A 24,955-nucleotide genomic window follows, 5' to 3' on the forward strand; every position below is an offset into this window, starting at 1 on the left:
ATATGAAATTTCCAAAAGTTTATTCTTTAGAACAAATTGCTACTATTATCAATTGCGAATATGTAGGTGATTCTCAATTTTCGGTTACAGGTATGAATGAAATACATGTAGTTGAAAGTGGCGATATTGTTTTTGTTGATCATCCTAAATATTATGATAAAGCATTAAATTCTGCAGCTACTATTATTTTGATAAATAAAAAAGTAGCCTGTCCGGAAGGAAAAGCATTGCTTATATCTGACGATCCTTTTAGAGATTTTAATACCTTAACAAGGCATTTTAAACCTTTTCAGTTTGCAAATGTTTCCATAGCGCCAACCGCTGTAATAGGTGAGGGGACAGTTATTCAGCCCAATGTTTTTGTAGGCAATCATGTTGTAATAGGTAAAAACTGTTTGATACATGCTAATGTTGCTCTTTATGACCATACGGTTATAGGCGATAATGTTATCATCCATTCAGGTTCTATTTTAGGAGCCGATGCTTTTTATTATAAAAAGAGAGAAGATGGTTTTGATCAATTACTTTCTGGAGGACGTGTAGTTATAGAAAACAATGTAGGTATTGGAGCACTTTGTACTATTGATAAAGGAGTTACAGGTGATACAACTATTGGTGAAGGAACAAAACTAGATAATCAGGTGCATGTAGGTCACGATACGGTTATTGGTAAAAAGTGTTTAATAGCCTCACAAACGGGTATTGCTGGCTGTGTTGTAATTGAAGATGAAGTGACTATTTGGGGACAAGTAGGAACTACTAGCGGGATAACAATAGGTAGTAAAGCAGTTATCTTAGGACAAACTGGTGTTACAAAGTCAGTAGAGGGAGGAAAAAGTTATTTTGGTACTCCTATTGAAGAATCGAGAGAAAAGCTAAAACAGTTAGCTAATATTAAGAAAATACCAGAGATTTTAACCAAATTAAAATAATATGTCTGTAAAAGAATTTATTCAGAGTTTTTACAAATCTGATGCACTTATTAATAATGAAGTGATGAAAGATTTTCTACATCCTGAAATCATTTTAGACTGGAATAGTAGTAAAGGATTCCTACAGTTAGATCATCAAGGAATATTAGATATAGCTACAGAACTTAGTAAAGCATACGTACGTTCTAAGGTTAGAATAAGTCATATTGTTACGGAAGGTGACACGGTATCTGTTCGTTATTCTCATTTTGTAAAAACAATTGAGAACCCAAGAGAAGAGATGCTTTTAGCCAGTTTCATGGCAATTTGGCAAGTTAAAGATGGAAAATTATACCGCGGATATCAAATGAGTCAATTAACTTAAGATATTTTGATAATAAAAGCGCCCAAAATAATTTTCAAAACCTTACTTTTGCAACACAATTTATAAAAATCACATAAAATATATATCATGAGTGTTTTAGTTAATAAAGATTCCAAAATAATTGTCCAAGGATTTACAGGAAGTGAAGGAACTTTCCATGCTTCTCAAATGATTGAGTACGGAACTAACGTTGTTGGTGGTGTAACTCCAGGAAAAGGAGGGACTACACATTTAGAACGTCCTGTTTTTAACACTGTAAAAGACGCTGTAGACCAAGTTGGTGCTGACACGACTATCATTTTTGTACCGCCAGCTTTTGCTGCTGATGCAATTATGGAAGCTGCAGATGCAGGAATAAAAGTAATTATTGCAATTACTGAAGGTATTCCAGTTGCAGACATGATCAAAGCTAATGCTTACGTAAAAGAAAGAAATGCTAGATTAATAGGACCTAACTGTCCAGGAGTTATTACTCCAGGTGAAGCTAAAGTTGGTATTATGCCAGGTTTTGTTTTCAAAAAAGGAACTGTAGGAATTGTTTCTAAATCAGGTACATTAACTTATGAGGCTGCTGATCAAGTAGTAAAACAAGGATTAGGAATCACTACTGCAATTGGTATTGGTGGAGACCCAATCATTGGTACAACTACAAAAGAAGCTGTTGAGTTGTTAATGAATGACCCAGAAACAGAATGTATCGTTATGATAGGTGAAATTGGTGGTCAACTAGAAGCAGATGCTGCTCACTGGATCAAAGCTGATGGTAACCGTAAACCAGTAGTAGGATTTATTGCAGGAGTTACTGCTCCAGCAGGTCGTACAATGGGTCATGCAGGTGCTATTGTAGGTGGAACTGATGATACAGCAGAAGCTAAAAAACAAATCATGAGAGAATGTGGAATACACGTAGTGGATTCTCCAGCTGAAATTGGTAAAAAAGTTAAAGAAGTTTTAGGATAGTCTTACTATTTTAAATAAAAATAGAATAAGCCTCACATTTGTGGGGCTTTTTTATTATTATACAAAATTAAAGAAATACCTTTGCAGCTGATTAAAAATTAATGCTATTTAAGTTCAAAAAGAATATAGTTAAAATAGCTCTACATTTAATCTATAGTTTTTCATTTTAAAATGAAATCCCGAATTACCCAATTGAGAAATAAAATAAAAGAATATGTATAAAGAATTAGAGAAATTTAAAAGTAACGGTCAATTTTCATTTACAGCAGAAGATAGTTTAGAAGAAAAATGCAATGCTTCTCAAGGAAGTGGTGTTTTTTTAGTTTTTGCAGTAGCAGAAGAGAAAGAGTTGATTATGGTAGGTTCTACAGGAACAGTACAAAACAACGGAACTCTAAAGATTAAGAATGGTGGTCTAAAAGAAAAAATTGTTGAAGGACACCAATTCGCAAAAACAGGAAGAAAATATTCTTGGCCAGCACAAATGGCTAAAGAAGATATTAGTACTTTAGAAGTGGTATGGTATGAAACTTTTAATGATGATACTAAAGGAATTCCTACTGCAGTAGAAGGACAAGTTTTACAAAATTTCTTAGATGAAAACGGGAGATTACCAAGATGGAATGTAGCTTTTTAAGCTTATTTCTTCAAAAATATAATATATTATAAAAAAGCTTTACTACGGTAGGGCTTTTTTTATGTAATATTTTATGCAAGTCCTTGTATAATTGTAGAAATTATAACTACTTTTGCAACCGTTATCACGAATCTCTAAATGAGATAGCAACCTGCAACAACGAGCAAGGTGCTAAAACGATAAGCCAAATCTTTTGGAAAAAATGTTGTTTTACATTCCCATATTTTAGCTTTGTTTATCTTGATAATTTTAATTTTTTAAAATATATCTATGTCTACATTTTCAAAAAACACCGGGAACCCTTATGCTTTGATTCCGTTATTTGTTTTTATTTTTACTTTTCTAGGTGCTGGAATTATTCTTGATGATTTTTATGCCTTTCCGTCACCAGTTGCTGTCATGGTAGGTATCATTGCTGCATTCTTACTTTATAAAACAGGTACAGATGATAAAGTGGCTACTTTAATTGCTGGCTGCGGAGAAAGTAAAATCATGACCATGTGTTTGATTTATTTGTTAGCAGGTGCATTTGCAGTTGTTAGTAAAGCGATGGGTGGTGTTGATGCCGTTGTAAATCTCGGGATCAATACAATTGATGTGGCTTATTTTCCGTTAGGGATATTCTTGATTGCAGCTTTTTTATCTACTGCCACAGGAACCTCAGTAGGTGCAATTGTTGCTATTGGACCAATAGCTATTTCTTTAGCTGATAAAAGTGGCGCTTCATTGCCTTTAATATCAGGTGCTTTATTAGGCGGATCAATGCTAGGAGACAACCTTTCTATGATTTCTGACACTACCATTGCAGCCACACAATCATTGGGATGTGAATTGAAAGACAAATTTAAAGTGAATTTATTTATCGCTTTTCCAGCCGCAATTATTACTGTTTTGGTTTTCTTCTACTTAGGTTTAAATTCGGAGATTGTAACTGTGGCTATTGCAAAAAATGATTTTTCATGGATTGCAATTGTACCTTATTTATTAGTAATCATCCTAGCATTAATAGGTATTAATGTTTTCTCGACTTTAGTAATTGGAACTCTGTTAGCGGGAATTATTGGCTATGTTGGTGGTTCGTTTACTTTAATGGAATTTACTCAAAAAATTTACGAAGGCTTTACCGGAATGACTGACATTTTCTTGTTATCAATGCTTACAGGTGGCTTAGCGGCAATGGTTGATAAGGCTGGCGGAATTACATATTTATTAGTCCAAATAAAAAAACGCATCAAGAATAAAAAATCGGCACAAGCGGGAATTGGGGCTTTAGTAGGTTTTGCTAATTTGGCTATAGCCAATAATACTGTTTCAATTGTAATTACCGGTCCTATTGCAAAAGAAATCAATGATGAGTACAATTTAAGTTCTAAGAAAACGGCTGCTATTTTAGATATTTTCTCTTGTATCGTTCAAGGAATTTTACCTTATGGAGCGCAAGTTTTATTGATTTTAAGTTTTGCTAATGGTAAATTAGACTTCTTTGATTTAATAGGGAATGCTTGGTATCATTTATTTTTATTAGCTTTTACTTTAGTGGCTATCTATAGTTCGTATTGGGATAAATTAGTAAATAAGTTCTTTAAAATATAGAATATTTTTTAGAAGTCATGTAAAGAAGCGTAAAACAGTAACGGCAGATTCACACTTGTAATTGGTGAATTTGCCGTTACTATTTTAGAACTGTTATACCAATACTATTTCTAAAACAGGCCAATTATTAATTCGAGCGGAGTCGAGAACCATTATTGCTTCTCGCTCGATGTGACAAAAATCAATATCGACTAAATTGTACTCTTGAGTGGTATTACATGGTTTTTTAATAAGCTGATTTTGTTGTTCTTAATGTACTAATGTTACTGAAGTCAAGAATATTGGTCCTACATGGTTGTGGTAAACACTTTGATACTTGTAACGCCGTAAATCTTGCTGTAAAGTACCAGAATTGTATTTGTTACTGTACTTTTGGTTTTAGATTTAGTTTCTAATGAGCAAATTAATATATTAAAGAGAGTTATTGAGGCTAAGATTATTTTTTTTCCATAAAGAAATGGGTTTTATGTAAAGATTTTAATTTTACGATAGGGACGATTAGTTTTATTTTATAATGATAAATTTGGGCTTTAGTTCTTTATTATTAGTCTTTTAATATTATATTTAATTTTAAGAGCATATAGAATAGAGAAGGTTTAATTGTGAGTATGCTTTTTTTACAATGTTATTGAAATTGAAATTTTTTTTAAGAAAGGAAATATTATATATTTGACAAGTCGTTTTTAGCCCTGATAGAAATGGAAATCCTTTTATGACCGCTACGGCGAACATAAAAGATTGCAATGGATAGCAGGAATAGCTCTAAATAAAAAATAAACTAATTTTTGAATATGAAATTACTAGAAGGAAAAGTTGCCATCATAACAGGCGCAAGTCGCGGAATAGGAAAAGGAATAGCAGAAGTTTTTGCAAAACATGGAGCAAATGTTGCTTTTACTTACAGCTCTTCTGTTGAGTCGGCTTTAGCATTAGAAAACGAATTGAATGCTTTAGGTATTAAAGCAAAAGGATACCAGTCTAACGCTGCTGATTTTAATGAAGCGCAAACGATGGTTGATGCAGTAATTGCTGAATTTGGTACGGTTGATATCTTGATAAACAACGCTGGAATTACTAAAGACAACTTATTGATGCGCATGTCTGAGGCCGATTTTGACAAAGTAATTGAAGTCAACTTGAAGTCGGTTTTTAACATGACTAAAGCGATTCAAAAAACATTTTTGAAAAAACGCGCTGGATCAATCATTAACATGAGTAGTGTTGTGGGGGTGAAAGGAAATGCGGGACAAACAAATTATGCCGCTTCTAAGGCTGGAGTTATTGGGTTTACTAAGTCAGTTGCTTTAGAATTAGGATCACGTAACATACGTTGTAATGCGATTGCTCCAGGGTTTATTGAAACAGAAATGACAGCAAAATTAAATGACGATGTAGTGCAAGGATGGAGAGACGGAATTCCGTTGAAACGTGGTGGAACTACTGAGGATGTTGCTAATGCTTGTTTATTTCTAGCGTCAGATATGAGTGCGTATATCACTGGTCAAGTTTTGAACGTAGATGGTGGAATGCTTACTTAATATTTAAAAATTTAATGATTAAAAGATTTTAAGATTCTCTAATTTTTCTATTTTTAAATCAAATAAAAATTATATGACTTTAAACACCGTACTATTAGTTATTCTTTCATTATTAGTTGCTGGAGGTTTGTCATTTTTTCAATATTATTACAAGGCCAAAAACAAATCAAAATTGCATTTGTTTTTGGCTTTTTTACGTTTTTTAGCCGTGTTTGGTATTTTAATACTTTTGATAAACCCTACAATAAAAACAAACACAATACAGACTATAAAACCAGTTTTACCTATTGTTGTTGATAATTCTAGTTCTATTGTAGCGATGGAAGCTGATAAAAGAGCAACAGAAATATACCGTGAATTAGTTTCTAACAAAGATTTACAGGCTAAGTTTGATGTACAGAGTTATCAATTTGATGCTGATTTTCAAGCATCGGAAAAATTTGATTTTAAAGGCAAGCAAACAAATCTTGCTCTAGTGGCTAAAAATTTACAAAGTAGCAATAGAAACCTAGTATATCCCACCATTATTATTACGGATGGAAACCAAACTACGGGTAATGATTATGAATATAGTTTTGACGGAACAAATAAAGTATATTCAGTTATTGTAGGTGATACTACACAGGTTTTAGATCTAAAAATTAATCAATTGAATGTTAATAAATATGCTTTTTACAAGAATAAATTTCCTGTAGAAGTATTTTTAGAATATTCAGGAATTAAAGCTATTTCTAGCACTTTTACGATTTCACAAGGAAATACTGTTTTGAATAAACAGCAAATATCGTTTTCACTAAATAAGAAAACGGCAGTGGTAAATGTACTTTTACCAGCAGATAAAATAGGAACTACGGTTTTTAAAGCAACAATAACTACGAACGAAAAAGAAAAAAACACCTATAATAATACCAAGCAATTTGCAGTAGAAGTAATTGATCAAAAAACAAACGTAGCGATAGTTACAGCAATCAACCATCCAGATATAGCTGCATTAAAACGTGCTATTGAAGCTAATGCACAACGTAAAGTAGCTATTTTTAACCCTAATAGTGATATTGATTTACAAAAATATACTGTGCTAGTTTTGTACCAACCTACAACTGCTTTTAAAAAGATTGTTGAGAGAAATAAATTAGCAGAGTTGAATGTATTTATCATCACGGGAACCCATACTGATTTTACTTTTCTAAATCAATTACAGCGCAATTTAGAGTTTAAAATGAGTGGACAAAAAGAAGATTATTCGGCTGTTTTTAACAAGCAGTTTAACTCCTTTACCACCGAGGATATTGATTTTGAAAATTTTCCACCATTAGAAAACACCTATGGTAAGGTTACTACTTTAGGAAATGTATCGGTACTGCTTGGCGCCAAAATAAGAAATATTGAAACCAATGCACCTTTATTAGCTTTCGCTGAGAATCAAGGCAAGCGGGAAGCCTATTTATTAGGAGAAAATAGCTGGAAATGGAGAATGCAAAGCCATATTGGAACTGATTCCTATGAAAAATATGATGTATTTATTGATAAGACTATTCAGTTCTTAGCATCAAATAGTGTCAAAAAATCATTAGTTGTTAATCACGAACGTTTTTATAATTCAGGTGATGCTATCGAAATTTCAGCTCAATACTTTAATAAAAATTACGAGTTTGATGATAAAGCAAGATTAACGATTACCGTTACAAACACAAAGACAAAGCAAACTAAAAATTACGATTTACTTAAAAGCACTACTGATTACAAAGTAAACTTAGATGGTTTAGCTGCTGGAAAGTATCTTTTTACGGTTAAAGAACTGAATTCTAAAACGGTATACAGTAGTCAGTTTGAAATTTTAGATTTTGATATCGAAAAACAATTTGTAAATCCAAATGTTGAAAAACTAAAACGTCTAGCTACAGCAACAAAAGGAGCTGTTTTTTATCCAAATCAAACAGAACAATTAATTGCAAGTTTGTTAAAAGACGAGAGTTATAAAACGATTCAAAAAAGTATTACTTCCCGTTCGCCGTTAATTGATTGGTATTGGTTGTTGGTATTAATTGCATTAGTTCTGTCAATAGAATGGTTTGTTAGAAAATACAACGGACTTTTATAAAATGATGCTGATATGGATTTTAGACTTAAAGTTTTTTTGACTGTAGCCAATAGGTTGAGTTTTACAAAAGCGGCAACGGAATTATACATTACCCAACCCGCGGTTTCTAAGCACATTCAAGAATTAGAAGAAGAATATAAAATCAAACTTTTTGATCGTAATGGTAGTAAAATATCGCTTACCCAAGCCGGATTACTATTATTGAGTCATGCTAAAAATGTATTCGAAATTTACCGTGAAATAGATTTTGATATGAGTACTTTAATTCAGGAACAACGTGGTTTGTTGAGAATAGGAGCGAGTACTACTATTTCACAATATATAATTCCGCCAGTTTTAGCTCGTTTTCATCAAAAACTACAAGATGTAAAAGTCACTTTGCGCAACGGTAACACCGAGCAAATTGAAAAAGCATTATTAGATAAAGAAATTGAGATAGGAATTGTAGAAGGGCAATCTAAAAATCAAGCGATAAAGTATATTCCGTTTTTAAAAGATGAATTGGTTTTAGTTTGTAAACGAGATCATGTTTTAGGATTAAAGAGTCAAATCACTAAGGACGATCTTTTAGCAATGCATTTCCTAATGCGCGAGCAAGGTTCAGGAACACTAGAAGTTATTGAATATGCTTTAAAACCATTTGCTATTACCGTAGAACAATTAATTGTAGAAATGCAATTGGGTAGTACTGAGAGTATAAAATCTTATTTAATGAATTCTAATTGTGTTGCTTTCGTCTCTATTCATGCTATCGAAAAAGAGCTTAAAAATAACGAGCTCATGATTCTAGATGTGAAAAATTTAATGATTGAGCGTAATTTTTATATTATCAACTTGCAAGGAAAACCAGCAGCGCTACCAGAATTATTTATAAAAAACATTTTAAATCACTATAACTTAAAGTTATGATAGATTATATTTAACGATTGGTGAAATTGGTTTAATCGTTACATCTTTGTAGTATATAATTAAAACAAGATTGTTTTGAAAAAGGCCACTACATCTAACGCTATATTTAGTATTTTATCTCCAAAAACAGCAAAGATATTATCAATAATTATTTTCATCGTATTACTATTAATTTGTCTCTCTGGTGCTATTAGTCCGCCAATTGCTTTATTGTTGGGTTTGGTTGTTGCAAATATATTTGGGCATCCCTTTTTGCAATACAATCATAAAGCGACAACTATTTTGTTACAAGTAGCAGTTGTGGGTTTGGGTTTTGGAATGAATGTTACGAGTGCTCTTGCTGCAGGAAAAGAAGGTTTTCTATTTACACTTGCTTCAATTTGTAGTACTTTACTATTGGGTTTTTTTATTGGAAAATGGTTTAAAATTGATAGAAAAACAGCCCATTTAATCTCTTGTGGAACTGCAATTTGTGGTGGCAGTGCTATTGCGGCAATTGCTCCGGTTATAAAATCAGATGAAAAACAAACATCTGTAGCTTTAGGGGTTATTTTTATTCTCAATTCAGTTGCTTTATTTTTATTTCCGGTTGTTGGTCATTGGTTGCATTTGTCGCAACAAGAATTTGGTTTATGGTGTGCGATTGCTATTCATGACACCAGTTCAGTTGTTGGTGCAGCAAACAAATACGGGCCTATAGCATTACAAATAGCTACTACAATAAAACTTGCCAGAGCATTATGGATTATCCCAATAGCACTGCTTACTGCTTCCTTATTTAAAAATAAAAACAGCAAAATAAAAATCCCCTATTTTATTGGTCTTTTTATTGTAGCGATGTTATTGAATACCTTTATTCCGCAAACAGCAATCGTTGCACCAACTATAGTTTTATTGGCAAAAATTGGACTTACCGTGACACTTTTTTTGATAGGAGCAGGCTTGAATTTTAACAGACTAAAATCGGTTGGGATTAAACCTTTTTTGCAAGGTGTTTTACTTTGGGGATTTATTGCTACTGCCGCTTTGATATCAATAATGTACTTTAATTAATAGCATGCGGAAAGATTTTCCTCTTTATAATATAATACTGCAAACGTATGTAATCATAAAGTAGCGCGATTAAAAGAAAAAAAGCACCTACTAGTAAAGTTTTTATTTGGAGTAAACTATAAAAATAGCCACCAGATATACAACCAATAAAGAAAAAGCTTATTATTGATAGGCGCAAGTAAATACTAGCATTTAGTTTCTTTTTTTCGTTTGACTTTTTATAAAAAAACAATTGTGATAACTCAATTCCTAAATCAGTAAAAAGTCCCGTTAAATGCGTTGTTCTAACTGTTGATTGGGATATTTTTGTAACCAAAGAATTTTGTATTCCCATGGCAAATAGCAATGAAAAGGCAATGGTCTTACCTTCAAAAGACGAAAGTTCAGCTGACATCCCTAAAGTTCCAACAGCAATTAAAATTATTATTTCTAAAGTAACGGGAACGATGTGTAGCAAATTAGGTTTTTTAATTGCTACTAATTCGGCTAAGAAATTGGAAGTAAAAGCACCCATTAAAAAGAAAAGAGTAAACACAAAAAAAGTAACGGCAGCGGCATAATCATGTTTATAAACTTCTTCTGCAAAAAAAGCAAAATGACCAGTAACATTCGTAGTCAATGTTTTTACTGCTAAAACCCCAGTAATATTAACGATTCCAGCAACAAAGGAAAGTAAAGTAGCCAATCGTAAATTATGAATGAATGTTCTGTTTTTTCCCTGATGGCGAAACATAATGAGTATTTATTTTGTTAATTATTGTAATCTTAAACTGCTATTATTTTTAATTATGTAAAAATGAAATACATTTGTAATTCATATAAATAAATGTAATGAAAAATATCAAATTTAAGCCTACGGTAGTCATTTTATCTGCAGTAGTTATTTGTTTCCTAACCGTATCTTGGGGAATTGTAGGACATGAGAGAATCAATAAAGCTGCAGTTATGGCTTTACCTAAACCAATGCTTGCGTTCTTTTATAACCATATCGATTTTATCACGCAAGAATCTACAGTTCCAGATTTAAGAAAATACATATTACAAGATAAAGCCGAAGGTCCTAGACATTATCTAGACATGGAAAATTTTGAAGGATCAGAAGATTATCCAAAGACTATGGCTGATGCCAAAAAGAAATACGACGATAAGTTTTTATCAAAAAGTGGGACTTTGCCTTGGCACATTCAAGACATGATGGCAAGATTGACACAAGCTTTTAAAGATAAAAGGAAGTCAGAAATCCTTTTTATTGCAGCTGAATTAGGTCATTATATTGGGGATGCACACATGCCATTACACACTTCTGACAATCATGATGGTCAATTAACAGACCAAAAAGGAATTCACTCTTTATGGGAAAGTAGGTTACCAGAACTGTTTGTAAAAGATTATAAATTTACGGTAGCTCCAGCACAATATTATGAAGACGTAGACAAAGCAATTTGGGCAATGATCAACGACACACACAGCTTAGTTCCAGCATTGTTAGCAGCGGATAAAGGTTTACGCACAAGTTTAGCGCCAAACCAAATATTTGTTACAGATGCTGAAGGCAACGTAGTAAAAAACAAATACAACGGAGTGCGTTACACAGATGAATATGCTGGGAAATTCCATGAAGCTTTAAACGGAATGGTAGAAAGCCAAATGAAAAAAGCAGTTACAGCAACAGCAAGTTTTTGGTACACTGCTTGGGTAAATGCAGGAAAACCTAACTTGGATAACCTTGATGCTTCTTCATTAACAAAACGTAATGCTAAATTTCTTAAAAAGGATAGCAAGCTTTTCAAAAAAGGAGACCTTTTTGGAATAGAAAGTGATAAAGACGCTGAATAGTTCTTTTATATCAGTATAATAAAAAAGCCTGTGATTAATATTTTCACAGGCTTTTTTAGGTTTATTTTTTATTGTATTTCTTTTCTTTTAATACATCAGATGCTGTTTGATAGAAAGATATTGTTTCATTGATTAAATCCTTCCTTTCTGTCTTAAGTGGCTTTTGATCGTAATACAATTGAAAATCATCTTCGATACCTTCTTTAGGAATCAATGTTAATTGAAATTGTTTTACTTCCTGTTTTGGCGACAAGATCGTTAGTACATTATCTCGTATCATTCCTAAATCTTGATAGGTAGCAATTAACGCTCTAGGCTTATAATCTGCTTTTAAAACATCTTGACCAAAGAATTTACTTTGGTAATTAAAATTAAGTATTCCAAAAACCGTTGGCATAAGATCAATTTGTGATACTAGATTAGTATAATGTTGTGGCGCGATAAACCCTGGACTATAGATCATGGCAGGAATTCGGTATTTATCAACAGGTAACTCCGTTTTACCAGCGCTCGAAGCACAATGGTCAGCAACAATAACAAATACAGTGTTAGCAAACCAAGCTTGTTTTTTAGCCATAGTAAAAAACTTATTCAGCGCATAATCAGTGTATTTTACCCCACCATCTCTGGATTTAGCATCTCCAGGAATATCAATTTTATCATTAGGATAGGTGAACGGTCTGTGATTACTAACAGTCATCCAGTGATTAAAGAATGGTTTTCCTGTATTAGCTTCGGTGTTCATTACTTTTATTGCTTTGTCAGCCATATCTTCATCACAAACACCCCACACATTAGAAAATGTAATCTCTTCAGGCGTTAATGTTTTTTTATCGATAATGTCATAGCCGTTTCCTGTAAAGAAATCTTCCATATTGTCAAAGAATGCGTCACCACCATATAGGTATTTTACTGCATATCCCTTTTCTTTAAAAACGCTTCCAGTTGAAAATTTGTCTTTATTATCTTTTCTTTTAACGACACTTTCACCAGCAGTAGGAGGTAAACATAAAGTAACTGCTTCAAGCCCTCGCACAGTCCTGTTTCCAGAAGCATAAAAATTTGTAAAAAGCAAACTTTCTGTAGCAAGTTTATCTAAAAATGGCGTAATATTTTGATCATTACCATAGGCTTTCATAAAATCAGCACTATAACTTTCAATAGTAATTAATACAACGTTTTTATGCATTTCAGTCGCCGCACTTTTTATATCTCGTAACGTAGAAGATCCATTAATTCCAGGTATTTGCTTGTCTAAGGTAGCATATGCTTCGTTATTAGGTATGGTTTTGTAGAATTTAAAATAATCTAACTCACTGTTTACGAAAGCCAAATAAAAGCGATAAATTCCGTTTGCCTGTAATTCATTTGTAAAAGTATTTTGAGAATTTTCTAATTGTGCTAGTTTAGGAACTGCAAATAATGAAAATACAAAAAGGACAAAATAGATTCCTGAAATTTTAAGCTTTTCAACAAAAGAAGGGATGTTTTTTAAATACGCTTTTGATTTTTGAATAACAAAATAAGAAGCTATTCCAGCAATAAGAAATAAGCCAGAAAATAATGGAATGACAGGATAAGATTCCATAATGTTCCCTATTACCTCATTGGTGTAAACCAAATAATTTACAGCTATAAAGTTATATTTTACGCCAAATTCATTCCAAAAGAAATACTCACTAATAGCATTTTGCAAAATTAATAAGACAAATAAAAAGAGTACAAAACTGAATAACCAAAAACGAATTCTATCTCTGTATTTTGGAACAAAAAGTAGTAATCCAAATAAAAAGGTTTTGATCCCAACAAAGATTAAACCTATTTTAGGTAATGCACCTCCATATTCATTAAGGATTGATTTTCCTGAAGCGATATAAAGGAATAAGCTTGCAAGCAGACCTAAAATAATATATCCATAAGGTTTGTAATATTTATTATTGGATATAAAAATTAAATACAACCATAAAAAGCAACTGGCAATAATAAATACAAAGAAATCAGAAACAATTCCTATAGTAAAAATCTTTAGCGCATCAATAGTCGAAAAACTTGCCTGCGTTATAGGATGAAATAATAACACAATTCTCAAAATAAAACTGACTACAATATAGCATATAATTAAGTTGTAGAAAGGGGATAATTTTTTTAAAAATGACATACTTATATTTTTGAGTAAAATTAATTAAACTACTGTTTTTTTGAACTTTCAATTCTTAAGTTTGCCTTAAGAAAATTAACGTTAACAATTTTAAACTCTTCTTTATGTTTAATTTTGTTGAATCTATATAAAGCGTAATTTCGCCACTTAATTATTTTAGTTTAAATATACATAAATAACCAATGAAAAAAATACTATCACTTTTATTATTATGCATAGCATCCTTAGGATATTCTCAAGATTGGAAAACAAACTTTGATGAAGCTTTAAGTGATGCTACTACTCAAAAAAAGCCTATCATTTTGGTTTTTTCAGGATCAGACTGGTGTGCACCTTGCATTAAATTAGACAAGAATATCTGGCAATCAGAAACTTTTAAAAATTATGCTGCTAGTAATTATATTTTAGAAAGAGCTGATTTTCCAAGAAAAAAACAAAATCAATTAGCTGGAGAAGTAGAAAAACAAAATCAAGGTTTAGCTGAAAAATACAACTTAGATGGAATTTTTCCGTTAATAGTTGTTTTAGATTCAAAAGGGGCAGTTTTAGGAAAAACAAGTTTTAAAAATATTACCCCTCAAGAGTATATAGACGAATTAAATGCTTTTATAAAATAAAAGGAATGAAACTATTTTTAGTACCTATTTTACTTCTTACAACTACTTTAGGATTTACACAAATAACATATAAAAGAACGCTTTCTATGTTAGGAAGTCCGTTTGAGATGACTGTAGTTGCTAAGGATGTTCCAGAGGCTAATTTATATATTGATATGGCTGTTGCCGAAGTGTCCCGACTAGAAAATTTAATTTCTGATTGGATTCCTACAACTCCTATTTCTGAAGTGAATAGAAATGCTGGATTAAAACCAGTAAAAGTACCCACAGAAGTATTTGAATTAGTGCAACGTGCCATCAATATTTCAAAACTTACATCGGGCGCTTTTGATATTAGTTACGCTTCAATGGACAAAATCTGGAAGTTTGATGGTAGCATGAAAAAAATGCCAACTGCAGAAGAAATTAAAAATTCGGTAGCCAAAGTAGGTTATCAAAATATTATTCTAGACCCTACCAACCAAACCATTTTTCTCAAAAATGTGGGAATGAAATTAGGTTTAGGCGGAATAGGGCAAGGGTTTATCGCTGATAAAATAAAGGCTATGTTAATTGCAAAAGGGGTAGTGTCTGGAATTGTAAATATCTCGGGTGATATCAACACTTGGGGTAAACAAATTGATGGTAAGCAATGGAAAGTAGGGATTAAAAACCCATTGAACAAAGATAAAATATTTGCTACATTTCCTTTAGAAGATAGTGCCGTAGAAACCTCTGGTAGTTATGAAAAGTATGTCGTTTTTAACGGAAAAAGATATTCTCATATTATAGATACCCGCACAGGTTATCCTGCAACAGGAGTAATAAGTGTTTCGGTATTTGCGTCATCTACAGAATTAGCTGATGCGCTAGCAACCGGAATATTTGTATTAGGAGTAGATATAGGTATCGATTTAATCAACCAGATAGCCGGTGTTGGTTGTATTTATGTAGAAGAAAATGGTAAAATTACCGCCTCAAAAAATATTGATTTAAAAAAGTACTCAAATGAATAAGATAATCTTTTTAGCGATTTTAGTTTTTACAATGCAGTCTTGCGTAGCTGTAAAAGAGTATGACAAACAATACATTAATGATCCCGATATGAAATTGGCAGCAAAGTCTTCGGAACGTTACGAAACTACTTTTCAGGTGTATCGTGAAGCAGCGGCTGGAGCCAATGGAGGAAAAACAGGTGGTGGTTGTGGATGTAATTAATTTTTGATAATGAAAAAAATACTATTTAGTGCAGTTGTACTTTTTAATCTTGCTGCGTTTGCTCAAGATAACGGTGCTTCGACAGCGTTTAAAAAAAGAGTTTTAGAAAATAAAGAGGTGGATTTCCTTTTGAGTTATTACAAACAAGATGGGGTTCACTCAGCGGTTGCTGGAGGAACGGGTTCCGAAAAGTTAACTGATATAGCATCAAATATTATTGTAGCATTGCCACTTAATGATGATGATGTACTTACGTTTGATGTAGGAATATCAGCTTATACATCAGCTTCTTCGAGTAATATTAACCCTTTTAATAGCAGTACTGAAGGGAATACTACCAATTCAGGCGCTTCTGGTTCTAGTAATCCTGGAGCTACAAGCAGTCCTTATGGAACACCTTGGCAGGCTTCCTCTGGGGCTTCAGCTAGTGATCAATTGACATCAGTTACTGCAAATTATAGTCACAGTTCTGACAACCGAAATTTTATATGGAATGCTGATGTTTCTTTTTCGAATGAATACGACTATACTTCGGTTGGTTTTGGTGGTGGAATAACCAAATTATTCAATCAAAAAAATACAGAAATAAGTATTAAAGCAAATGCCTATTTAGATCAGTGGCGCCCTATTTATCCAACAGAATTGAGTGAGTATGGCAAATACGGAATCAATTTTCAAAACCAAGGTTATTTAAAGGGAGTAGCAATTTTAGATCAAAACGGGAATGCTACTACAGATTATTTGCCTACTGCTTTTAAAAGTTATGATAAGACGAATCGTAATTCCTATTCTGCATCGATTTCTTTTTCTCAAATTCTGACTCGAAAAATTCAAATGTCGGTTTTTATGGATATTTTACAGCAGGAAGGTTTGTTAGGAACACCTTATCAAAGGGTTTATTTTGCTGATAAAGCGAATTACTACATCGGACAGTCACAGTACATTCCGGTTTATAATTCTGAGCAAAATGTAGGAGTATACCAATTAGCTGATGACAATGAAAATTTACCAAGTTCGCGTTTTAAAATACCCATTGGTGCCCGCGTTAATTTTTACATTAACGAATATGTGGTTGCTAAAACCTACTACCGTTATTATCAAGACAATTGGGGAATTCAAGCGCATACAGCATCCTTAGAAGTACCAATTAAGTTGAGTGCTAAATTTACTATTTCGCCACTTTACCGCTATTACACGCAAACTGCTTCAGATTATTTTGCGCACTTTGATACCCATTTATCCACCGAAAAATATTATACATCGGATTATGATTTATCAAAATTCAATAGTCAACAATATGGATTTGGTTTAACCTACACCGATATTTTTGCTAAAGCCAAAATTTTTATTCTAGGATTAAAAACAATTGATTTGAGATTGAACCATTATGAAAGAAATGATGGGTTATCATCTAATATTGCTACGGTAGGATTCAAGTTTGAAATTGAATAAATAGATACAAGATGCACATTTTAATAGTTGAAGATGAAGTAGGAATTATACAGTTTCTACAACAAGGATTAGAAGAGGAAGGATACAACGTGAGCTGTGCTACCGATGGAGGAATGGGTTTTGAATTGATTCAAAAAAATCATTTTGATCTAATATTACTAGATTGGATGTTACCTAAAATGAGTGGTTTAGAACTTTGTATAGCTATTAGAAAGAAAGATAATACAACACCAATCATCTTTTTAACTGCAAAGGATACGGTACAAGAAACCATCGAAGGTTTAAAAGCAGGGGCAAATGATTATATTAAAAAACCTTTTAGCTTTGAAGAACTAGTGGAGCGTATCAAAATTCATTTTAGAAATCAAACAGATATTCAATTATTATCTTTGGGTAGTATTGAAATTAATTTGACAAAACACCTTGTTACCGTTAGCAATCGAGAGGTTTTCTTGACACAACGAGAATTTGAATTACTTTCCTATTTAGTACGCAACAAAGGAAAAGTGTGTACGAGAAACCAAATAATTGAGGACGTATGGGACATTCACTTTGACTATGACACCGGAGTAATTGATGTATTTATTAACGCTATTCGCAAAAAACTTAATTTAAAAATTGAAGAAGACTACATAAAAACCATACGGGGTGTAGGCTATATCGCTAACGATTAAACATGCAACAACTTTCATTCAAAAATAGAATTGCTTCAAACTATATTATCACAACTGCATTATTAATTTTTGTAGTTTTTTGTGTGATATATTCGGTAGTGCGATTAACTTTCTACAACGATATTGACGGTGACATAGCGCTCGAAGTTACTACTCATTTGAACGAAATAAAGATTAATAAAAATGATTTTCACCTTGTTCATGAAGATGAATGGAAGGAAAGAGAACACAATACTGTTGATGTAAACCCTGTGTTTATAGCTTTTTTTGATAAGGAGGGTAGCGTTTTGGAAAAATCTCCTAATCTGAAAAATGAAGTTTTACATTTTGATCCCTCAGCAGCAGATAATGAATTGTATGACACTAAATTATTAAAGAATAAAATAAGACAAATTCAAGTGCCTATTTTTTCGAATAATGTTAGCATTGGGCACATTATCATTGCAATGTCACTTGAAGGACCTACGCTAGTATTAAATCGTTTGGCACAAGTACTTATTATTACCTACCCTTTGATTCTGGTACTGCTATTTTTTATTGCTCGTTTCATTGCAGGTCGTAGCATTAAGCCTATTAGTGCAATTATTAATACCTCAAATAATATCACTAGAGATAATCTTACTGCTCGTATTCCTTTACCACAAAATAAGGATGAATTATACACACTTTCTAAGACGATTAATAATTTATTAGATCGAATTGAAAATGCAATCGATAGAGAAAAACAATTCACCTCTGATGCTTCTCATGAGCTGAGAACACCACTTACGGTGTTAAAAGGGACACTAGAAGTATTGGTTAGAAAACCCAGAAATACAGAAGAATATCTTGATAAAATTACTTTTTGCATCACTGAAATTGACCGCCTCAACCAATTAGTAGATCAATTGCTACTCTTAGCACGGTTTGAAAACCAAAAGAAGAGTTTGTCTATCGAAAACTTGTATTTAAACGGTACTTTATTAGACGTGATTTCTAGATTTTCTAGCACTATAGAGAATAAGAACATTCAACTACGAGCAAATTTCAATGAAGATTATTACGTACAAACGGATAATTATTTGTTTTCGATAATTATTAGCAACCTTCTTTCTAACGCTATTAAATACTCTGCACAAGATGGTGTAATTGTAATTAATATACAGCGTAAAAATAACAAAATAGAATGTAGCATTGTGGATTCAGGAATAGGTATCGCCGCCGACGATCTGGAGAAAGTATTCAATCCTTTTTTTCGATCTGATGCTAATGAACATCCACAAATTAAAGGAACAGGTTTAGGGCTTTCTATAGTCAAGAAATTATGTTTATTGCTTGCTATTGAAATTCAGTTTACAAGTAAAGTAAATAATGGTACATCGGTAAATTTAAGCTTAGACGAAGCTAAACTTAAGTAGTTCTTAAGTCTTTTCTTAAATTCTTGCTGTATTTTTGAAATATAAAAGAAAGTAAAAATGCTTGAAAAAATTATATCCTTTAGTTTAAAAAATAAACTCATCGTATTACTATTTACTCTTGGAATATTCGGTTTCGGAGTTTACTCTATATTCCAAATTTCCATTGGCGCAGTACCTGATGTTACGAATAATCAAGTTCAGGTCATTACGACTTCTGGGAACCTTTCTACTCAAGATATCGAACAATATATTACCTATCCTGTCGAAATTGAAATGGCCAATTTGCCTGGTGTAGTAGAAATTCGTTCTATTTCAAAATTTGGATTATCTGTTGTTACTATTGTTTTTGAGGATGATTTGGGAACCTATCTACCAAGACAATTAATTGCCGAAAAAATCAAATCAGCCTCTGAGAAAATCCCAGCAGGCTTTGGAACACCTACCATGGGACCTATAACTACCGGCCTTGGAGAGATTTACCAATACACTTTAGAGGTAAAACCCGAATTTAAAAATAATTATTCCGTTACCGATTTAAGAACCATTCAAGATTGGGTTGTAAAAAGACAATTATCAGGAATCAAAGGAGTAGTTGAGATCAATACCTGGGGAGGTTATTTAAAGCAATACGAAATAGCCATCAATCCGTCGCAGTTAAAAGCGATGCATATTGCAACAACTGATGTGTTTACTGCCTTAGAAAAAAACAATAGTATCGCTGGAGGTGCATATATCGAAAAAGTAAATCAAAGTTATTTTATTCGTGCCGAAGGTAAAGTGAACAACTTAGAAGACATTGAGAAAATAGTCGTTTCAAGCAATAATGGTTTTCCTATTTACATAAAAGATGTTGCCCAAGTCCGTTTTGGTAGTGCTAATCGTTTTGGTGCTATCACAGGTAATGGAGAAGGCGAGAAGGTTTTAGGGCAAGTAATGATGCTGAAAGGAGCCAATTCTAAACAAGTAATTACTGATGTGAAAGCTAGAATCGCTTTAATTGAGAAATCATTGCCTGAAGGTGTTTATATAAACGGATTCTTAGAACGTAGTGAATTGGTTGGAAAAACTACTTTGACTGTTGCCGAAAATCTAATTTTAGGTTGCTTGATTGTGATTTTTGTAGTGGTTTTATTGTTAGGAAACTGGCGCTCTGGTTTGGTAGTTGCTTCTGTGATTCCTTTATGTTTATTATTTGCTATTTCGTTGATGAATATTTTCGGAATTGATGCCAATTTGATGAGTTTGGGTGCAATTGATTTCGGAATTATAATTGACGGTGCGGTAATTATAGTCGAATTTATCGCTTTCCAAATAGCTAGTAAATCGGCACAATTAGGACCACTTTCGAAAGAAGATAGGCAACTCGAAATAGACCAAATTACGTACAAGAGCGCCTCAAAAATGATGAACTCCGCTATTTTTGGGCAGTTGATTATACTCATTGTTTTTATTCCAATCCTTTCATTGACTGGAATCGAAGGCAAAATGTTTAAACCTATGGCAATGACCTTTAGCTTTGCTTTAGTTGGAGCCATGATTTTTTGCTTTACCTATGTTCCAGTGGTTTCTTCCCTATTTTTAAAACCAACAATCGAAAATCCGAAATCTATTTCTAGCCGATTGATCCGCAAGTTAAATTCTTGGTATTTGCCAATTATTACTTGGGCGTTAATCAATACCAAAAAAGTGTTGTACGGCGCGGGTGCTTTACTTGTAGTAGCAATTACCCTATTTATTACCATGGGAGGAGAGTTTATCCCCACACTTGACGAAGGTGATTTTGTAATTCAACCCGTTCTTAAAACAGGAACAACTTTGACAAAAACAATAGCTACGACAACAAAAATTGAGAAAATAGTACTCAAGAATTTTCCAGAAGTCGAACAAGTTGTAAGCCGTATTGGTGCTGCCGAAGTCCCTACTGATCCCATGAGTATGGAGGAAAGTGATGTCATTGTAAAACTAAAACCAAAATCAGAATGGGTTTCTGCAGCTACAAAAGATGAATTAGCCGACAAAATTAAAGCCGCGATAGAAAAACAAATTCCAAACATGGAAATTGAATTTACACAACCAATTGAGATGCGTTTTAACGAATTAATATCAGGTACGCGCTCTGATGTGGCAGTGAAGATATTTGGTGAAGATTTAAATGTTTTGGCTCGAAAAGCCAACGAAATTAAGAGAGCGATTGCAAAAGTAGAAGGAGCTTCGGATATTATAATCGAAAAAACCGAAGGCCTACCGCAAATGACGGTGAAGTATGATCGTACTAAAATTGCGAGATATGGCTTGAACATTTCAGATCTTAATGACATGATTGCGCTTGGCTTTGCTGGTAAAACAGTCGGAAATGTGTTTGAAGGCGAGAAACGTTTTGATATGGTGATTCGTTTAGATCAAGCAAATAGAAAAAGTATCAATGACTTAAAAGACCTTTATATCACAGCGCCATCAGGAGAGCAAGTACCCTTGCAAGAATTAGCAAATATTGATTATACGGAGGGTCCTGCTAAAATTTCAAGAGACAATACTAATCGCAGAATTGTGGTTGGTATCAATGTTCGAAATCGTGATTTACAAAGCGTAGTTACTGACATTCAAAAAATTGTAGCTACTCAAGTCAAATTACCTACGGGATATTATGTGCAATACGGTGGTCAGTTTGAAAACCTACAAAGCGCAAAAGCCAGATTGATGGTTGCCGTACCTATTGCATTATTTTTAATATTTATCCTATTGTATTTTGCGTTTGGTTCCGTAAAAGAAGCTTTAATGGTGTATTCAGCCATACCGCTGTCTGCTGTTGGGGGAGTACTGTTTTTATGGATTAGAGGATTGCCTTTTAGTATTTCAGCAGGTGTTGGTTTTATTGCCCTTTTTGGAATCGCGGTGCTAAACGGAATTGTATTAATTGAACATTTTAAAGAATTGAAACACCAAGGAATGAAAAATATTGACGAACTAATTTTAAAAGGAACGACTGATAGATTGCGTCCAGTATTGCTAACCGCGGCGGCTGCAGCATTAGGTTTTTTACCTATGGCTATTTCGTCGTCGGCAGGAGCAGAGGTGCAACGTCCGCTAGCGACAGTGGTGATTGGAGGTTTGTTTACTGCTACTATTTTAACGATGATCGTATTGCCTATTTTATTCAAGTTATTCGATCAAAAGGAATTCAAGAAACCGAAATTTAAAAAACACAGTAGCACTACTTTAATTATTTTGTTGTTTTTATCAACCTCTTTTGCTTTCGCACAAAACAATCAGTCAGCACTTGATAGTCTCATTGCAAAAGGAATTAGCAATAACAAAGGATTAAAGGCGTATCAGTTGCAAGTGGAGAAGTACAAAGCCAATATTAACAGTGCTTTTTCTTTCGATAAAACAAATATTTATTACAATTATGATCAAAATAATGTAGCGTACAACAACGAACCCTTAAAAGTATTTGGTGTACAACAACGCTTTGAATTCCCTACGGTTTATGGTGCTCGAAAGAAAGTAAATACAACCGAATTCGAAAAGGAAAAAGCTAGTTTTGAGATTCAGAAAAACAAACTTTCATTAGCTATTGCAAAAGGATACCACCAAATAGTGTACCTGAAACATCAAGAGAAATTGTACATGTACTTGGATAGTTTGTACCATACTTTCTCTAAAGCAAGTGACAGACGTTTTGAATTAGGGGAGACCAATTACCTAGAAAAAATCACTGCAGAATCTAAATTCAGGCAAATAAAAACGAAGCTGTCGCAAATAGGGAATGAGAAGCAATTAGAGTACAGCGCACTGCAAAATCTAGTTCAAACGGATGGTAGAATAGTAATCAATAGTAACAAAGTTATTCCATTGCAATTTTCAAGTAATGATGTAAGTAAAAAATTTTACACCGCTTATTTAGAAACGGTTAGTAAAAATTATGAAAGCCAAATTAAATTACAAAAACAAAGTTGGTTACCTGATTTGCACTTTGATGTTTTTAGAGGTTCGAATAAAGGAATTTCACAATCTTTAAATGGTTTTCAAGTGGGCATAGCAGTTCCTATTTTGTATACAGCTACGGTTTCTAAATCGAAAGTGGCGCAACTTGAATTGCAAAGTTGGGAACAACAGAAGCAGAATGAAAATCAAAAAATGGAAAGTTATTTAAATCAGAAAAAGGAAGAATTAGCAAAATATCAGGAAGCGATTAACTACTACAATCAATATGGCAAAAAGCTGTCTGACGAAATTATTAAAGTTGGAAGCATGAGCTATAAACATGGCGAGATTGACTTTTTTCAATACATTCAAAGTTTAGAAAACGCAACCATCATACAAATAGACTATTTAGATAATGTACTTCAATTTAACAAAACACAATTAGACATTCAATACTTAAATTACTAAAACGTCAAAAATGAAAAAAATACTATACATATTCACTCTTTCCATGCTTTTTGTGTCTTGCAAAGAAGAAAAAAAGGAAGAAGTGTCAACTAAAAACACTGATTTTATAACGGTTACAGCAGCACAATTTAAATCTGGTGCAATGGCAATCGCCGAGCCTATGGAAGAAGATTTTGATGTAACGGTTAAAACTTCTGGAAAAGTAGATGTTCCACCACAAAATAGAGCGAAAATCACCTCTTTTATTGGCGGCTATGTAAAAGCTACTTCGCTATTGGTTGGTGACAAAGTAACTAAAGGGCAAGCTTTACTTACTTTAGAAAACACAGAATTCTTAGATATTCAGAAAGAATATTTGGATGTTGCAGAACAAATTAAGTACCTAAAGTCCGAATATGAGCGTCAGAAAACACTATTTGATGAAAAAATAACATCACAAAAAAATTATTTAAAAGCAGAGAGTGATTACCGTAGAGCCAAAGGAATGTATCAAAGTTTACGTGCGAAGTTGGTTATGCTTAATATTAGTCCTTCCAATGTTGAAAAAGGAAAATTAACCTCGGTTATTACCATTTATGCACCTATAGCTGGAGATATTGTGGTCATGAATGCTAATGTAGGTATGCATGTTGCTCCATCGGATGTGATCTTGGATATCATTCAAACATCACACTTACATTTGGAACTAAACGTGTTTGAAAAAGATATTTTGAAAGTAAAAGAAGGACAACTGGTTAAGTTTACCGTTCCAGAAGCATCAAAAGAAACTTTTAATGCCGAAGTGCATTTGGTTGGAAAATCTATTGAAGGAAATGATCGAACGATTAATGTACATGCTCATTTAGAGGAAAAAATGACTCAAAAATTAATCACAGGAATGTTTGTTGAAGCTAGTATTATTGTTGATTCCCAAAAAAGTCTGGCTGTACCAATTGAAGCTTTAATTACTGAAAATGCTAAAAAATACGTACTTTTATTAAAGGAAAACAAAGACAATACGTACTACTTCAAAAAAGTAGCAGTGAGCACTGGTGAAAAATCAGAGAAGTATGTAGCAATTACTGCAAACGATCAAATTAATAGTAAGTCTAAGATACTCGTTAAAGGTGTTTTTGATGTAGCAAATTAATTAGAATGTAGTTTAG

General features: G+C 33.0%; 20 protein-coding genes and 1 riboswitch. Of the genes, 18 read left to right on the top strand and 2 right to left on the bottom strand.

The window, feature by feature from the left end; all coding sequences use genetic code 11:
• Positions 1-2 precede the first annotated feature (2 nt).
• From HNP99_RS05220 to HNP99_RS05260, 9 genes are all read left to right on the top strand, one after another.
• Positions 3-932, top strand: coding sequence for a UDP-3-O-(3-hydroxymyristoyl)glucosamine N-acyltransferase (locus HNP99_RS05220; protein ID WP_173852014.1), 930 nt, complete (start codon positions 3-5; stop codon positions 930-932).
• Position 933: 1 nt separating this feature from the next.
• Positions 934-1,296 carry a nuclear transport factor 2 family protein gene (locus HNP99_RS05225; RefSeq protein WP_173852016.1) on the top strand — a complete coding sequence of 121 codons (363 nt, stop codon included), beginning with the start codon at positions 934-936 and terminating at the stop codon, positions 1,294-1,296.
• Positions 1,297-1,383: 87 nt separating this feature from the next.
• Positions 1,384-2,256 carry a succinate--CoA ligase subunit alpha gene (sucD, locus tag HNP99_RS05230; protein ID WP_173852018.1) on the top strand — a complete coding sequence of 291 codons (873 nt, stop codon included), beginning with the start codon at positions 1,384-1,386 and terminating at the stop codon, positions 2,254-2,256.
• A 214-nt stretch (positions 2,257-2,470) separates the two neighbouring features.
• The gene (locus HNP99_RS05235) at positions 2,471-2,893 is read left to right on the top strand and encodes a hypothetical protein (RefSeq protein WP_173852020.1); all 423 of its coding nucleotides are present in this window, start codon (positions 2,471-2,473) and stop codon (positions 2,891-2,893) included.
• Between the two features lie 116 nt (positions 2,894-3,009).
• A riboswitch (SAM-I-IV-variant riboswitch) is annotated at positions 3,010-3,106 on the top strand.
• Between the two features lie 57 nt (positions 3,107-3,163).
• Positions 3,164-4,486: a Na+/H+ antiporter NhaC family protein gene (locus HNP99_RS05240; RefSeq protein ID WP_173852022.1), complete on the top strand. Its 1,323-nt coding sequence runs from the start codon at positions 3,164-3,166 to the stop codon at positions 4,484-4,486.
• Positions 4,487-5,277: 791 nt separating this feature from the next.
• Positions 5,278-6,024 (top strand): 3-oxoacyl-[acyl-carrier-protein] reductase, encoded by a 747-nt coding sequence (fabG, locus tag HNP99_RS05245; RefSeq protein ID WP_173852024.1) that lies wholly within the window; start codon positions 5,278-5,280, stop codon positions 6,022-6,024.
• 73 nt (positions 6,025-6,097) lie between these two features.
• Complete coding sequence (locus HNP99_RS05250) at positions 6,098-8,125, top strand: hypothetical protein (RefSeq protein WP_173852026.1); 2,028 nt, start codon at positions 6,098-6,100, stop codon at positions 8,123-8,125.
• A gap of 12 nt (positions 8,126-8,137) precedes the next feature.
• Positions 8,138-9,034, top strand: a complete 897-nt coding sequence (locus tag HNP99_RS05255; RefSeq protein ID WP_173852029.1) for a LysR family transcriptional regulator — start codon at positions 8,138-8,140, stop codon at positions 9,032-9,034.
• A gap of 135 nt (positions 9,035-9,169) precedes the next feature.
• The gene (locus tag HNP99_RS05260; protein ID WP_371810451.1) at positions 9,170-10,087 is read left to right on the top strand and encodes a YeiH family protein; all 918 of its coding nucleotides are present in this window, start codon (positions 9,170-9,172) and stop codon (positions 10,085-10,087) included.
• Here the strand turns inward: HNP99_RS05260 and HNP99_RS05265 are convergent.
• Complete coding sequence (locus tag HNP99_RS05265) at positions 10,080-10,820, bottom strand: YoaK family protein (protein ID WP_173852031.1); 741 nt, start codon at positions 10,818-10,820, stop codon at positions 10,080-10,082. The two genes, HNP99_RS05260 and HNP99_RS05265, sit on opposite strands and share 8 nt — an antisense overlap.
• A 98-nt stretch (positions 10,821-10,918) precedes the next feature.
• Here HNP99_RS05265 and HNP99_RS05270 point away from each other — a divergent pair, with 98 nt between their 5' ends.
• Positions 10,919-11,923: a zinc dependent phospholipase C family protein gene (locus HNP99_RS05270; protein ID WP_173852033.1), complete on the top strand. Its 1,005-nt coding sequence runs from the start codon at positions 10,919-10,921 to the stop codon at positions 11,921-11,923.
• A gap of 61 nt (positions 11,924-11,984) precedes the next feature.
• Here HNP99_RS05270 and HNP99_RS05275 read toward each other — a convergent pair whose 3' ends face one another.
• On the bottom strand, positions 11,985-14,081 hold the full coding sequence (locus HNP99_RS05275) for an LTA synthase family protein (protein ID WP_173852036.1): 2,097 nt from the start codon (positions 14,079-14,081) through the stop codon (positions 11,985-11,987).
• Positions 14,082-14,263: 182 nt separating this feature from the next.
• Here HNP99_RS05275 and HNP99_RS05280 point away from each other — a divergent pair, with 182 nt between their 5' ends.
• The 8 genes from HNP99_RS05280 to HNP99_RS05315 are packed head-to-tail and all read left to right on the top strand — an operon-like array spanning position 14,264 to position 24,939.
• A complete protein-coding gene (locus tag HNP99_RS05280) occupies positions 14,264-14,698 on the top strand; it encodes a thioredoxin family protein (RefSeq protein ID WP_173852038.1) in 435 nt (144 codons plus the stop codon).
• A gap of 5 nt (positions 14,699-14,703) precedes the next feature.
• The gene (locus HNP99_RS05285) at positions 14,704-15,693 is read left to right on the top strand and encodes an FAD:protein FMN transferase (protein WP_173852040.1); all 990 of its coding nucleotides are present in this window, start codon (positions 14,704-14,706) and stop codon (positions 15,691-15,693) included.
• Entirely contained in the window at positions 15,686-15,895 is a 210-nt protein-coding gene (locus HNP99_RS05290) for a DUF4266 domain-containing protein (protein ID WP_173852042.1), read from the top strand. The genes HNP99_RS05285 and HNP99_RS05290 overlap by 8 nt, the downstream gene beginning before the upstream one ends.
• A 9-nt stretch (positions 15,896-15,904) precedes the next feature.
• Positions 15,905-17,347 (top strand): DUF3570 domain-containing protein, encoded by a 1,443-nt coding sequence (locus tag HNP99_RS05295; RefSeq protein WP_173852043.1) that lies wholly within the window; start codon positions 15,905-15,907, stop codon positions 17,345-17,347.
• 11 nt (positions 17,348-17,358) lie between these two features.
• On the top strand, positions 17,359-18,021 hold the full coding sequence (locus HNP99_RS05300) for a response regulator transcription factor (RefSeq protein WP_173852045.1): 663 nt from the start codon (positions 17,359-17,361) through the stop codon (positions 18,019-18,021).
• A 2-nt stretch (positions 18,022-18,023) separates the two neighbouring features.
• The gene (locus tag HNP99_RS05305) at positions 18,024-19,418 is read left to right on the top strand and encodes a sensor histidine kinase (RefSeq protein WP_173852047.1); all 1,395 of its coding nucleotides are present in this window, start codon (positions 18,024-18,026) and stop codon (positions 19,416-19,418) included.
• A 57-nt stretch (positions 19,419-19,475) separates the two neighbouring features.
• Positions 19,476-23,810, top strand: a complete 4,335-nt coding sequence (locus HNP99_RS05310; RefSeq protein WP_173852049.1) for a CusA/CzcA family heavy metal efflux RND transporter — start codon at positions 19,476-19,478, stop codon at positions 23,808-23,810.
• Positions 23,811-23,820: 10 nt separating this feature from the next.
• Positions 23,821-24,939, top strand: coding sequence for an efflux RND transporter periplasmic adaptor subunit (locus HNP99_RS05315; RefSeq protein WP_173852051.1), 1,119 nt, complete (start codon positions 23,821-23,823; stop codon positions 24,937-24,939).
• Positions 24,940-24,955 lie beyond the last annotated feature (16 nt).

It is taken from the genome of Flavobacterium gelidicaeli (assembly GCF_013294005.1).
GTDB lineage: Bacteria > Bacteroidota > Bacteroidia > Flavobacteriales > Flavobacteriaceae > Flavobacterium.

Excerpts from the sequence above, each read along its gene's own strand:
- HNP99_RS05220 (WP_173852014.1), top strand. The coding sequence starts at position 3 with ATGAAATTTCCAAAAGTTTATTCTTTAGAACAAATTGCTACTATTATC.
- HNP99_RS05225 (WP_173852016.1), top strand. The coding sequence starts at position 934 with ATGTCTGTAAAAGAATTTATTCAGAGTTTTTACAAATCTGATGCACTT.
- sucD (WP_173852018.1), top strand. The coding sequence starts at position 1,384 with ATGAGTGTTTTAGTTAATAAAGATTCCAAAATAATTGTCCAAGGATTT.
- HNP99_RS05235 (WP_173852020.1), top strand. The coding sequence starts at position 2,471 with ATGTATAAAGAATTAGAGAAATTTAAAAGTAACGGTCAATTTTCATTT.
- HNP99_RS05240 (WP_173852022.1), top strand. The coding sequence starts at position 3,164 with ATGTCTACATTTTCAAAAAACACCGGGAACCCTTATGCTTTGATTCCG.
- fabG (WP_173852024.1), top strand. The coding sequence starts at position 5,278 with ATGAAATTACTAGAAGGAAAAGTTGCCATCATAACAGGCGCAAGTCGC.
- HNP99_RS05250 (WP_173852026.1), top strand. The coding sequence starts at position 6,098 with ATGACTTTAAACACCGTACTATTAGTTATTCTTTCATTATTAGTTGCT.
- HNP99_RS05255 (WP_173852029.1), top strand. The coding sequence starts at position 8,138 with ATGGATTTTAGACTTAAAGTTTTTTTGACTGTAGCCAATAGGTTGAGT.
- HNP99_RS05265 (WP_173852031.1), bottom strand. The coding sequence starts at position 10,820 with ATGTTTCGCCATCAGGGAAAAAACAGAACATTCATTCATAATTTACGA.
- HNP99_RS05270 (WP_173852033.1), top strand. The coding sequence starts at position 10,919 with ATGAAAAATATCAAATTTAAGCCTACGGTAGTCATTTTATCTGCAGTA.
- HNP99_RS05275 (WP_173852036.1), bottom strand. The coding sequence starts at position 14,081 with ATGTCATTTTTAAAAAAATTATCCCCTTTCTACAACTTAATTATATGC.
- HNP99_RS05280 (WP_173852038.1), top strand. The coding sequence starts at position 14,264 with ATGAAAAAAATACTATCACTTTTATTATTATGCATAGCATCCTTAGGA.
- HNP99_RS05285 (WP_173852040.1), top strand. The coding sequence starts at position 14,704 with ATGAAACTATTTTTAGTACCTATTTTACTTCTTACAACTACTTTAGGA.
- HNP99_RS05290 (WP_173852042.1), top strand. The coding sequence starts at position 15,686 with ATGAATAAGATAATCTTTTTAGCGATTTTAGTTTTTACAATGCAGTCT.
- HNP99_RS05295 (WP_173852043.1), top strand. The coding sequence starts at position 15,905 with ATGAAAAAAATACTATTTAGTGCAGTTGTACTTTTTAATCTTGCTGCG.
- HNP99_RS05300 (WP_173852045.1), top strand. The coding sequence starts at position 17,359 with ATGCACATTTTAATAGTTGAAGATGAAGTAGGAATTATACAGTTTCTA.
- HNP99_RS05305 (WP_173852047.1), top strand. The coding sequence starts at position 18,024 with ATGCAACAACTTTCATTCAAAAATAGAATTGCTTCAAACTATATTATC.
- HNP99_RS05310 (WP_173852049.1), top strand. The coding sequence starts at position 19,476 with ATGCTTGAAAAAATTATATCCTTTAGTTTAAAAAATAAACTCATCGTA.
- HNP99_RS05315 (WP_173852051.1), top strand. The coding sequence starts at position 23,821 with ATGAAAAAAATACTATACATATTCACTCTTTCCATGCTTTTTGTGTCT.